Source organism: Arcticibacter sp., assembly GCF_045629565.1.
In the GTDB taxonomy this organism is placed as follows: domain Bacteria; phylum Bacteroidota; class Bacteroidia; order Sphingobacteriales; family Sphingobacteriaceae; genus Arcticibacter.
Genome location: NZ_JAZQRL010000078.1, coordinates 52,593 through 65,480, shown reverse-complemented (window position 1 = coordinate 65,480; position 12,888 = coordinate 52,593). Strand labels below are relative to the sequence as shown.

Sequence of the window (12,888 nt, the reverse complement as noted above, 5' to 3'; positions counted from 1 at the left end):
TACGATTTAGTAGCTTACTTTACTGGTGGAAACAATCTTGTTGTACCAGGGTGCTTTGCCCTCATTCCACATGTCTTCGAGAAGGGTTTTATCTCTTAATGTATCCATTGGTTGCCAAAAACCATTATGACGATAGGCGGAAAGTTCTCCTTCTTTGGAAAGTACTTCCAGTGGTTCGCGTTCCCAGATCGTGTCATCACCGTCGATGTAGTCGAGCACTTCCGGCTCAAGGACGAAGAAACCACCGTTTATCCAGGGCATCTCTTCTCCATTTGGCTTCTCCTGAAACCTGTTGACTTTAGTATCCTCCGATCCCAGATTGAACGCGCCGAAGCGGCCGGGCTGCTGCACTGCTGTGAGAGTAGCCAGCGTACCCTGCAAACGATGAAACGAAATTACAGCGCCAATATCCAGGTCGCTCATTCCATCACCGTAAGTCATGCAAAACGTTTCATTGCCCAGGTATTCTCTTACGCGTCTGAGGCGCCCGCCTGTCATCGTATTATATCCTGTATTAACCAGCGTAACCTTCCAGGGCTCTGAATGTACTTTATGCACTTCCATGCTGTTATTGGACATGTCAAACGTCACATCCGAATTATATAGAAAGTAATTGGCGAAGTATTCTTTAATAACATGGCCTTTATACCCGCAACAAATGATAAAGTCATTGATGCCATAATGAGAATAAATCTTCATAATATGCCAGAGGATCGGCCTGCCTCCGACTTCTACCATCGGCTTTGGCCTGACGCCGCTTTCTTCACTGATCCTGGTACCATAACCACCTGCGAGTATTACTGCTTTCATGTCTTAATGTTTATTCTGTTTTGAGAGATTTTTTGTACTGATTGAGAGCTAAAGTAAAGTGACTTGAGCAGAAAAAAGCGACACATCAGGGATATGAGTAGAATAATGTAAAGTATTGTGAAGCGCCGGGAATCAGGTTTTACATCTCCGCCAGATAAGCAGTTACTAAGCAATAAGACAGCACTTTATATCAAGCCCTGGCAATCCTTAGAGATCCCGTTGCGGCCCGGCTATTTTATGCCGGCATAAACCTGAATCTCCGCACAAAACGGTATCGGTTATGTGGAAAAATATTCATTTGTGAAAAAGATATTCCCATCGTGAAACTTATTTGCTCAAATTTTACAGAACGTTCCACAAACTAATAACATCTGAATTCGGAGACACCATTTTCAGCTACTTTTGATTGTTTAACGCTATTTCCGGCCCGAATCCCCATGATGATACCAGATCCATGTAACTGGAGTGGCGAAGCTATGCTACCTTAAATTTTTCAATATGTATAAACATTTATTTTTCTTCACGGCCCTTATCGTGTTTTTTCTTCCCGCCTGCAGCTATAAAGGCGTACCCTATTTTCAGGATCTGAATCAAACCACTCCTTCTAAAGAAACTATCTCTAATTTCAGCCCCGTTACTATACAACCTGAAGACGTCTTAGGAATAAGTGTGAGCAGTCTGAACTCCGAGGCTTCATCAGTCTTTAATTACAATTTAAATACAATAACAGGAACCGCGCAGAACGCCAATAATCCGGTGGTCGGATACTTGGTAGATGAAAAGGGAAATATCCAATTACCCCTGGTAGGAAGCGTCAAAGTGTCGGGCCTTACTCTTACGGCCGTAAGAGAGAAAATCCAACAGCAACTCACAGAATATCTGAAACAACCGGTAGTGAACGTCCGGCTGCTAAACTTCAAGGTATCCGTTATGGGCGACGTTCTTCGACCAGGCGTCTATCCGGTACAGAATCAACGCATAAGTATTGCTGAGGCGATAACCATGGCGGGTGACCTCAATATCACGGCGCTCCGCACCAACGTAATGCTGATTAGGGAAAATGAAGGTACGAGAGAATATATCCCTATCGATCTGACATCCAAAAAGCTCTTCAACTCACCTTATTTCTACCTGAAGCCGAACGACATTCTGTATGTACAACCGGGTAAAAACAAATTTGCAAGCGTAGACAACAGTTACAGGAACATAAGCATCCTGCTCTCAGCCCTGTCAATCGTGGTTATCTTATTAACCCGCTAACACACGAAAACATCACCTTATGAATACTGAAAACACCCCTCTAACGCGCTTTATAGAAAAAGACGAAGAGAATGGATCAAGTAATTTTGGAGAGACCCTTTCCAGGTATCTATATTACTGGCCTCTATTTCTCGTTTGTATCGTAAGCTCACTGGCTGTAGCATACGTATACCTTCACTATGCCAAGCCCGAATACATCGTTAAGGCCAAATTGCTTATAAAGGCAGAAAAAAGCACCACCAATTCTGAGTCCTCGCTGAACGAAATCATCAAACCTTACCAGACAGGTAAAAGTGTCGAAGACGAAATTGAAATATTAAAGTCAAGATCGGTTATTCAACAGGTGGTGAAAGATCTGGAGCTTTGGGCTCATTACGAGGAAAAAGGTAATATAGTAAGTGAAGACCTTTATGGCCAGTCGCCCGTGAGGTTCAGGCTTATCGAAAAAAATCAGGACTTTGAGTCTAAAGATTTCCCTATCACTATACTGGACGCCGAAACCTTTTCTCTGGAAGATGCAGAGGGAAACGTTAAAACATTTCGTTTTTCAGACAGGCTTCGAAATAACTTCGGATCATGGAGACTCGAGAAGACTGCAACCTTTGATGACTTTATAGGAAAATCGATCAACATTAAAGTAAAAGATCCGGAGATCGCCACAGACCAACTGCTCGGACGAATAGAAGCAACTGAAGTCAATAAGAATGCATCAGTAGTAGAGTTGAGTATACAGGAGAACGTGCTTAAGCGCGGAAAGGATATTCTCAATCAGCTCATCGTGCAGTACAACATTGCCTCTGAAAAAGAAAAAGAAAGAGTTGCAGGTACCGCCCTCAAATTCATTGATGAGCGTCTGTCGTCCTTAACTGGTGAACTTAACTCGGTGGAGAAGGATGTAGAAGGTTTCAGAAGCAGCCGCGGACTAACAGACATCTCCTCAGAATCTAAAGTGTACCTCGATAACGTTCGGGTAAATGATGCGCACCTCAATGAAGTCGATGTCCAGCTAAATGTCATCCGGGGAATTGAGCGCTATGTAAACTCACCTGATAACGCCGCCTCGTCTGCCCCTTCAACCATAGGAATTGATGATCCTGCACTTACATCATGGGTAAGCAAACTCATCGACCTCCAGCTCCAGTACCAGCAGCTGATGGGCACGCTTCCGGAGAAAAATCCGGCGTTTGAACCGATCAGGCAACAGATTGCCAGCACGAAGGGCGCAATTAAGCAAAACATCAGCAACATTAAAAGTTCCCTGCTCTCCACACGCCGGCAGCTGGAATCTTTCAACTCAAACTTTCAGGGCTCGATCAGGAGCCTGCCAAGCGACGAAAGACAATTGGTAAGTATCAAGCGTCAGCAAAGCATAAAGGAGAACCTCTATCTCTATCTTTTGCAGAAAAGAGAGGAGGCAGCCTTGAGCCACGCCTCTACGCTGGCGTTTAGTCAGACAGTCGACAGTGCTTACCTGGATACTTATAAGAAACCGCTGACATACTCGCTGGCGTTGTTTATCGGAATTTTGCTCCCGGCCACCATACTCTTCGGCAGGCAACTTCTCAACAATAAGATCCTGTCTACGGAACAAATCGAACGTACCGGGGTACCTGTGACCGCAGAGCTGGTGTACGAGTACTCTAAATCTCCGATTGTTGTGCATAATAAAAGCCGGTTCGCAATCGGAGAACAGTTTCGTTCCCTCCGAACCAACCTGCTGTATCTTCATGATAAAAAGAAAAGCGGCAGGGTTACTCTTGTCACCTCCAGCATTGCCGGAGAAGGAAAGAGCTTTGTAGCCAGTAACCTTGGTGTTGCACTGGCCGCATCCGGGAGAAGAACAATTATCCTGGAGCTTGACCTCCGGAAACCAAAAATTGCCGCTAATTTTAATATGAGCAATAACGGGCCCGGATTGAGCGATTTCCTTGACGGCAGGGCATCTATTGACCAAATAGTCAAAACATCTTCCCTGCATCCTAATCTTTCCATAATTGGAACAGGCCCTCTTCCTGAAAACCCGTCTGAACTATTGGAACAGATCGAAATTGATGATCTCGTCCAATGGTTACGTTCAGAATATGATGATATCATTCTCGATACGCCTCCTATATTCCTGGTAACAGATGCCATGATCATTTCGCGGGTAGCTGATGCGTCTCTTTACGTCGTGCGTCAGAACTTCTCTTACCGCAAGCATCTGGGCTTTATTAAAAAGATCTTCAAGGAACATAAACTGCCGAAAATGCAAGTGGTGTTTAACGCGATTCAAAAACGTGGGGAATACAAATATGGTTACGAATATTATACCAACATCAATACGCAGAAGAAGCACTCACTGCATTCTTTTGTCAGGGAGGTATCAAATCGCCTTTTACTTAGCAATACCTAACGTTGGATTCAACTAAACAACTCAGCTCCGGAAAAAAGCTGATCAGAAATTTCTTCTCTTTAAGCCTCGTTCAGTTTGCTAACAACTTTTTGCCGCTGCTGACGGTACCCGTTATAGCCCGAATCATAGGTCCCGATAAATTTGGTGCCATTAACTTTGCGGCCGCCATTGTTACCTATTTTTCACTGCTGATTAACTATGGCTTCGACTTGACAGCAACACGGGCAATCGCCCGGGCGCCCCATGACTCGGATGTACGAAACAAGATCTTCAGCGATATATTATTCGCCAAGATCTTCCTGCTTTCAGTATCCCTGCTGGTTTTTGTTCCTTCACTTTTCCTGGTGCCTGCAATGGCTGCGGATAAAGATCTGTTCATTTTCACTTACATCGCCTGCTTTTCTCTGATTATAACACCCAACTGGCTTTATCAGGGTATGCAAGAGCTACACCAGGTTGCCGTGTTCAACTTCGTAGCAAAGCTTCTTTTTACTATATCGATCTTATTCATTGTCAGAAAAGAGGAAGATTATGCGCTTCAGCCCCTGATCCTGAGCTTGTCGCAAATAGCAGTCGGACTATGCTCGTTTATATGGGCCATCAGGAAGTACCATATCGTGATCGTCCCTGTGGCTTTAAAAAAGATTTTCGCCCTGTTGTGGAACGAGAAAATGATCTTTTTTTCCATGATCGTCGTGACCCTGTATACAACCACGAACACCATTATACTTGGACTGGTTCAAACCAATAAAGACGTTGCATTCTACACCGCAGGATGGAAACTGATCATGATTATGCAAACATTTGTTTCTCTGCCATTGCGGCTGTCTCTCTTTCCTTTCATTGGCGAGAGCTTTGGAAGGAGCAAAGCGGACGGCGTGGCGAAGGTCAGTCAGCTGATCCCCTTCATCACTATTTTCACAGCCGTATCAGGTGCGCTGATATGGGTGCTGGCGCCATGGATGATCCAGGTGTTTTACGGAAGCCAGTTCGGAGAGGCTGCAACCGTCTTGCGGATATTGTGTTTCGTGCCGCTTATTCTGGCCCTTGGCGATCTGTTCGGTATCCAGACGATGATCAACCTGAAGATGGACAAGCAGTTCTTTAATATCACCCTCCTGGGAGCTGGGGTCGGCTTGGTACTAAATTACTTTCTCTCCAGGCAATCCGGCGCTACCGGCACCGCATGGGCCTGGCTCCTGACAGAGGTGTTCATCACATCCACGATGTGGATCTTCCTCTACTCCAAAAAAATTCAACTCTTAAATATCAGCTACTTCCGGTTTAGCCACCTGTCGCAGCTCGTAAGACCATTCGTTTTCGCACTTAAAAAAAAGGTTTATAAAAATATCTGATGAATACATACGCAGCAGTAGTCGTTACTTTCAACAGGCTCGCTCTTTTAAAAGGATGTATCGATTCTTTACGGAGGCAGACAAAGCCTTTGGATGCAATCATCATCATTAACAACAGTAGCACGGACGGGACGCAACAATGGCTTGATGCGCAAGCTGACCTCATCGTTATCCATCAGGAGAATGGTGGAGGCGCAGCCGGATTTTACAGAGGAATGAAGGAAGCTTATGTCAGGAATTACGACTGGATATGGATGATGGATGATGATGTCGACCCGCTCCTGAATTGCCTCGAAGAGCTGATTTCCTCAAACGCTCACTATCAAAACCGGTTCGACGTGCTACAGCCGGACAGGAAGTTCTTTAATTCGGAATCAGAGTGGAGGTACGGTTCAAAGTTTAACTTCAGCAACCCCTTCATGCCCGAGGCGACCATTCCGGTCAAATCCTCTGACTTTCTGGACAAAGAGAAGATCAAAACTATCGTATCCTTCCCCTTTGAAGGACCGATGTTCTCTCGAAAAGTAATAGAAAAAGTGGGTTGGGTGGATAAGCGCTATTTTATCTTCTATGACGATACAGACTACTCAGCCAGAGTCTATAATGCGGGGTTCAAAGTCGGTTTCGTACGCGACGCCATTATGACGAAGATGATAAACCCTCCTGTAAACGGAATCTCGGTCGACTGGAAGCTATACTACCGTATCAGAAACCAGATCATCATAGACAGGAAATTCGGAAATACTTATATAGCAATCAGCCGCGCGGCTTTCACAAACATGCAACGTGTCCTGGCGATCGGCAAACTTTCGCTGCGAAAGAAAACGTTCTCTGCTTTCCCTGAACATGTTTCAACAGTCGCTAAGGCAATGAGGGATGGCTTCAAATTCAAGTTAGTCGAGTAGTTCAGCAAACTCTATGAAAAAAAGTACGATTCAATGCTTAAAGCTGGCCAGAAAGATCTATATGAACGCATTTTTAGACCGGGAAGGTCTTTATGGATCACATCCTGTCATCAGAAATCGTCATGCGAACAAGGTAATCGCGGAGGCGATCACTAGTCCAAAACCCATGATGGTAGCCAGACTGGGAGCTGTAGAAGCGTCCTGTATCGGAATTTATAAAAGCATGCATAGCCCGGGGAACCGACCCCTGAATTACATACGTGGACGAGCCGAAGCATTTTGGTGGGAAGAAAACTCCATGTCGCTGATGGCCAATAATGCCGGATTCTTTCCCGCAGAACCAGTTATGCTGGAAAAATTTTCTTCATTAATGCTCGAAGACATGGCGCAGGTGGATGTCCTCGGATCCTGGCTCTGGCAGGAAAAGCTGTTTAATAAGGAGCTGCAAAATGCAATCCGAATAGGACTCACCGACCTGGAGCCTTACAACCATGAAAATCCATGGTCGCTTTCTTTGGCCGGTAAACGTGTGTTGGTGGTCCATCCCTTTACCAAAAGCATCAGCGAACAGTATACGAAGAGACATTTAATTTTTAAAGATTCACCGGTACTGCCTGATTTTGACCTTCTCACCTTGAAGGCGGTACAATCTATCGCGAACACCCCAACAGGATACAGGAATTGGTTCGATGCCCTGTCCCATATGAAAGAACAGATTTCATCGATCGATTTTGACGTGGCTATTATAGGCTGCGGAGCTTACGGATTCCCGCTGGCTGCTCATGTTAAGAGAATAGGAAAAAAAGGAATTCACCTCGGAGGTGCAACGCAAACCCTCTTTGGAATCAAGGGAAAGAGATGGGAGACGCAAAAAATACATGGCCGTGTGGCTGATATGATGAACGAACATTGGGTGAGACCACAGTTGGGCGAAACGCCGCAAGGGATAAAAAGCATAGAGGATGGATGCTATTGGTAAATAATGACAGCTTCAGTTAAACTTTTCAACTACCGGATCTATTTGCCGGAGTTACTTATAATCTTGTTCTGCTACTTGATTGTAGAGAAATGCTTCGCATGGTTCTTTACGCAAAACGCCTATATTAACGTAGTTGCCGTGAAGGCCTTAAGCCTTCTTATTTACGGATACATCCTGGTAGACTTCAACAACCTCAAGCTAAAGGAAAAGATCTACGTGGGCCTTTTCTCTGTTTTTATTGTCAAGCTGATTTTGCAGTCATTGATCGAGTATCAGGTTCCCTTCCGCAACTTTGAGATCTACACCGTCCTGTTCCCGATTATATATACGGTATTTATTAAATCGGTCATGAGAAAGATGAATGCAGATCTCCTGGGTTTTATTGCAGGATTCTATCTGGTAACATACCTCGTCTTTATGGCGCTCTTCGGACACCAGTTCTCTTTTAGTCTCGAACACATTGAGCCAAACAGCGGTCCTTTTTCCGGCGACACGAGGATTATACATGCGCATTCGATCTTCATGATGATCATACCCTTTCTTTGGTATCTCAACAAGTTTATTACCCGGCAGACCTTGCAATCGTTCCTGCTTTTTGCGCTGTGTTTCACCATTATCCTGATACACCAGCACAGGTCAGTATGGAGCAGTGCCATATTCGCCACGCTCATCTACTTTATCATGGTTTTACGAACCAACAGAAAGGCACTCACGGGTATAGCTAGTTTCACGGTAACTTGTTTTCTGGTTTCCATCATTGCTTTATATTACATATCCAGCATGTCTCCCGGACTACTCGATTTCTTTTCTGACCGGTTTGCCGAAATACTTAACCCGTCCACAGAAAGCGGCACCGGTGGCTTCCGCATCGAGCAGCGCAATATGTATATGAACTTTATCAGAGAGAAGCCCCTGCTCGGCTGGTCGTTTGAGGGATATAGTCTTCCCAATCCACTGGTAGACTGGTGGGATGCGGGCACAGGACACCATTTCCATGAGGGTTTTATCGAAATACTGTTCTATCATGGCGTATTGGGTTTCCTGTTCAAATTCTCATTTCTCATCTATATCGTCTTCAAAGCGTTCAGTTCCAAAGTCTCCAACAGAGCCGTAGTCCTGATCCCTTTTTGCCTGAGTGGCCTCATATTTTCGCTCAGCTACGTCGCTCCGCTTATATACTGGGGGCACGTAGGCATGTGCCTGTATTATCTGGAAACAAATAAAAATTTTAAAGAATAAAATATGAACCATATCTGTACTTGGCTATGTGCTGATGAAAAAGGAGAGGAAAGTGACTTTCCTCAATCCGGTATGAAGTCATCCAGTCAGAACCATCAGAACATTTACTGGAGATGTCTTATTGTGTTTTTCATCAGCAGCACCCGATTTAACAAAGAGGAAAAACATCTGCTGTTTACCAATGTTAAAACCCTCCCGATAGTCGATGGTCAACCTGTTTCGGATATCATGCATGATTTGGGCGTTGATGTGATACACATCGATTTCAAATATAAAACGCCGAAAGGCTACTTCGGGTCCTTCCAAAATCAGTTTTTTGAGTTTTCCATTCTTGAGTATATCGCTCAGAACAGGCATGAACCCACGGACCTGTACCTGATCGCCGACTCTGATTGTGTGTTCATCAGACCAGCCAAACGTCTTTTCCATGCAGCAGAGCCTAATGGATTTATATCATTTGAAATAGATAGCCCTGTAGACCATCAAATAAACGGATTGAGCCGCTTGGACATGCAGGTGCTTTTCGCCGAGATGCTTGGCAAGGAGGTGGAAGAAATACCTTCCTATCATTTGGGGGAGTTCCTGCTGAGCAGCAATTCCCATATTAAGAAGCTTTACGCAGACTTTCTAGAACTCTGGCCCGTATTGTTGGAACGCCATGAAAAAGGACTTAAAAAGCTGAACGAGGAGGCACATACACTAAGCTTCCTGTATTTTAAAAACGGATGGAAAGCAGCGAAGCAGAATCTGTTCATGAAGAGGATTTGGACCAATCCAGTGTTTTACAGGAACGTCGACCCCTCCGATCTAAAGCTTACTCTATGGCATCTTCCGGCAGAAAAGACGTTTGGAATTGCACGTCTCTACGACTATCTCCTCTTTCGCCTGGATGAATATGGAAAAAACATTTCTGACAGAAGCTTTTTTGGCCTGGTCAGAAAAACTACAGGAATTCCGCGGTTGAGAACCTCGCGGAAGATCGGATACTATTCTATCAGCTATTACAAAGCGATCGCAAAAAGGATCCGGAAGTATGCAGGTGCTCAGTAAAAGCAGCGTGAATAATCTCATGACAGCCCGCATCACCACTGAACAACAAATTCAATCCCCATGAAAATTGCCATTTTGCTAACCACGTTTAACAGGAAACAAAAGACCCTGTCGTGCTTACGCAACCTCAGCAAGCAAAAACTGCCCTCAGGCACTAAAACAGACATTTTCGTTACCGACGACAATTCATCCGACGGTACCGCGGAAGCTGTCGCGTTTCATTTTCCTGAGGTACACCTGTTGAAAGGCACCGGCTCGCTCTTCTGGGCCGGAGGCATGCGTAACTCATGGAATACGGCGCTTTCCGGCGATTATGACTATTATCTTTTATTAAACGACGACACGCTCCTAAGAGACGATGCCCTTAATAGGATGCTTCAATATAACATGCAGGCAACCGCAGCTAACCGCTTGCCTGCTATCTGTATTGGCAGCACCTGCGATGATCAGGGCAATATAACATACGGTGGCAAGACACTCACCTCCAGATACTCCCTTCAAGGGAAATTCATTTTCAGTGAAGATAAATTCATGCCCTGTGATCTTGGAAATGCAAACATAATGCTCGTACCATCTTTGGCCGTAAAACGAATAGGAATCTTGTCCAGCGCCTTTACTCATGGAATCGCTGACTACGATTACACCCTTAAAGCAAAAAAGGCCGGCATGGACGTGTTGGTTGCCCCCGGCTTCCTGGGTACCTGTATTCATGACCACGACAAGAACTGGAAGAGCACCAAAGTGCGGCTAAAAGAAAGAATTGCATTTCTTAAAAGCCCCAAAGGTCTGGCCTATTCAGAATACCTGGGCTTCATCCGGTACCATTTTCCACTCTCTTATCCAGTAGCTTTTTCCAAGCTCTGGCTAAAGACGCTCTTCCCTGTTTTGTGGGACACCTTCAAAAAGTAAATCATATGCCAAGTCCCGTAGTTATTTTCTGTTATAACAGACTAGACAACCTTAAATGCACTGTCGCAAATCTGCAACGGAACACTCTGGCCTGCGATACCGAGTTGTACATTTTTTCTGACGGCCCCTCAAATGAAGCAGATACCGACAAGGTGGCCGCCATCCGCGAATATGTTCCTACCATAACTGGATTTAGAGAGCTCAACATGGTCAACTCACCGCATAATAAAGGTCTGGCAACATCTATCATAGAAGGGGTAACGGAAGTTTTAAAGAAGCACGAAACAGTGATCGTACTGGAAGATGACCTGCTTACGAGTACAAACTTCCTGAGTTATATGAACGATAGCCTGGATTTCTATAAAGACAACAGAAAGATACTTTCCATCTCCGGATACAGTTTCCGGATCACCTTTCCACAGGTATACGTGTACGACAATTACTTCACCAAACGCAGCTCCTCATGGGGTTGGGGAACATGGCGTAACCGGTGGAACGCGGTAGACTGGGATGTCAAAGATTATAACGACTTCGTCCGCAATCCTGCCGCACGTAAAAGATTCAACCTGATGGGAAGTGATATGGCTGGCATGCTCGATAAACAAATGAAAGGCAAGATCAGTTCCTGGGCTATCAGATGGTGTTATCATCAGTTCAAAACCGATACATACACGGCATTTCCGTCAATATCCAAAGTTCAGAACATCGGATTCGGCGACACAGCCACCCATACCTCGTCTATTCAACAATCCAGGTTTGCCACCTCGCTGGACACTACAAATGCACATATCTTTAAGCTTAATCCTTTTGTGAGCCTCAATAACTCGCTCATAAAGCAGTTTGTTAAGAAATATAGTGTCATAACACGGCTCAAATATAAAGCGCTGTCGCTCATCCCGATATAGCGCTCGCAGAACACTGCCAAACCCGACTTACTCTCATGACATCATCAGGCAGCATGCTGATGATGTCATCATTACCAATGAAAACAAATCTGATCCTAATGAAAAAAATTGCAGTCATAACCCTGTGGTTCGGTCCCCTGCATGATTATTTCCGACTATGGACCCGTTCGCTAAGGGCAAATGATGGTTATGATTTCCTCCTGTTTACCGACCAGGAAATTGATCGAACGGAGATCCCTGATAATCTCAAGGTAACCAGGTTAACCCTGGAAGACTTGAAAGAAACCATTATACAACGTCTCCATGTCAAGCCAACCTTCCAATTCTCTTATAAATTGTGCGATTTCAGGCCAGCGTTCGGAGAACTATTCGCCCCCTATCTTACAGATTACGATTTCTGGGGATACTGTGATATGGACCTGATGTTCGGTAAGCTGTCGAACTTCATTACTGATGATATCCTATCCACGTATCAGAAAATTTTCAACAGAGGACACCTTACATTATACAAGAATGAAGAGCGCATCAACACACTTTACCGATCCTCCAAAACAATTGACGCACAGGCTATAATGGAATCAAAAGCGTGTTTCATCTTTGATGAATGGCATGGCATCCATCAGGTGTTCAAAGAATTCAACGTGCCTCAATATCATAAGGAGTGCATGGCCGATATCAATCCGAATAAGGCCAGATACACATGCAGCAATATTCAAAATTACAAGAAGCAACTCTTTGTTTGGGAAGGCGGGCAGGTAAAACAATACTTCTTAAACGGAGGCACCATGCAGCATCGGGAGCTCGCTTATGTGCATTTTCAAAAGAGAAAGATCAGCATTGATGATGCAAGCGTCTATACCAGTTCTGCTGCAGTAGCACTAACTTCCTTTTCCTTCGTTCCATTAAATCAAAAAGTCAGCGCTGGCCTGATCCGCAAATACGATCAACCTAACTACATGCATTTCCTGCAGAGACATTCAAAGAGGCTGTTCAATACTCTTTCTAAATACACAAACAAAGCAGCTCCTATCGACAGGTCTTTGATCAGCAAAACAATAGAAGCATAACCTATAAAATATCACCT

The 12,888-nt window shown here is 44.6% G+C and carries 11 protein-coding genes; 10 read left to right on the top strand and 1 reads right to left on the bottom strand.

The features are described 5' to 3' along the window. Window positions 1–6: 6 nt before the first annotated feature. The gene (gene rfbF, locus ACKI5J_RS09955; protein WP_407429027.1) at window positions 7–810 is read right to left on the bottom strand and encodes a glucose-1-phosphate cytidylyltransferase; all 804 of its coding nucleotides are present in this window, start codon (window positions 808–810) and stop codon (window positions 7–9) included. A gap of 498 nt (window positions 811–1,308) precedes the next feature. Here rfbF and ACKI5J_RS09950 point away from each other — a divergent pair, with 498 nt between their 5' ends. The 10 genes from ACKI5J_RS09950 to ACKI5J_RS09905 all read left to right on the top strand — a co-directional run bounded on the left by ACKI5J_RS09950 (window position 1,309) and on the right by ACKI5J_RS09905 (window position 12,871). After that, window positions 1,309–2,070, top strand: coding sequence for a polysaccharide biosynthesis/export family protein (locus tag ACKI5J_RS09950; RefSeq protein WP_407429025.1), 762 nt, complete (start codon window positions 1,309–1,311; stop codon window positions 2,068–2,070). Window positions 2,071–2,089: 19 nt separating this feature from the next. After that, entirely contained in the window at window positions 2,090–4,462 is a 2,373-nt protein-coding gene (locus ACKI5J_RS09945; protein WP_407429023.1) for a GumC family protein, read from the top strand. A 2-nt stretch (window positions 4,463–4,464) separates the two neighbouring features. Then, a complete protein-coding gene (locus tag ACKI5J_RS09940; protein ID WP_407429021.1) occupies window positions 4,465–5,817 on the top strand; it encodes a flippase in 1,353 nt (450 codons plus the stop codon). Then, window positions 5,817–6,722, top strand: a complete 906-nt coding sequence (locus ACKI5J_RS09935; protein WP_407429019.1) for a glycosyltransferase family 2 protein — start codon at window positions 5,817–5,819, stop codon at window positions 6,720–6,722. The genes ACKI5J_RS09940 and ACKI5J_RS09935 overlap by 1 nt, the downstream gene beginning before the upstream one ends. 13 nt (window positions 6,723–6,735) lie before the next feature. Further along, window positions 6,736–7,701 carry a hypothetical protein gene (locus tag ACKI5J_RS09930; protein ID WP_407429017.1) on the top strand — a complete coding sequence of 322 codons (966 nt, stop codon included), beginning with the start codon at window positions 6,736–6,738 and terminating at the stop codon, window positions 7,699–7,701. A gap of 3 nt (window positions 7,702–7,704) precedes the next feature. Continuing rightward, window positions 7,705–8,940 carry an O-antigen ligase family protein gene (locus tag ACKI5J_RS09925; RefSeq protein WP_407429015.1) on the top strand — a complete coding sequence of 412 codons (1,236 nt, stop codon included), beginning with the start codon at window positions 7,705–7,707 and terminating at the stop codon, window positions 8,938–8,940. A 3-nt stretch (window positions 8,941–8,943) separates the two neighbouring features. Beyond that, window positions 8,944–9,990, top strand: coding sequence for a hypothetical protein (locus tag ACKI5J_RS09920; protein ID WP_407429013.1), 1,047 nt, complete (start codon window positions 8,944–8,946; stop codon window positions 9,988–9,990). Window positions 9,991–10,050: 60 nt separating this feature from the next. Further along, complete coding sequence (locus ACKI5J_RS09915; protein WP_407429011.1) at window positions 10,051–10,899, top strand: glycosyltransferase family 2 protein; 849 nt, start codon at window positions 10,051–10,053, stop codon at window positions 10,897–10,899. Window positions 10,900–10,904: 5 nt separating this feature from the next. Then, window positions 10,905–11,804, top strand: coding sequence for a glycosyltransferase (locus ACKI5J_RS09910; protein ID WP_407429009.1), 900 nt, complete (start codon window positions 10,905–10,907; stop codon window positions 11,802–11,804). 98 nt (window positions 11,805–11,902) lie between these two features. Next, the gene (locus tag ACKI5J_RS09905) at window positions 11,903–12,871 is read left to right on the top strand and encodes a DUF6625 family protein (RefSeq protein ID WP_407429007.1); all 969 of its coding nucleotides are present in this window, start codon (window positions 11,903–11,905) and stop codon (window positions 12,869–12,871) included. The last annotated feature ends 17 nt before the right edge of the window (window positions 12,872–12,888 follow it).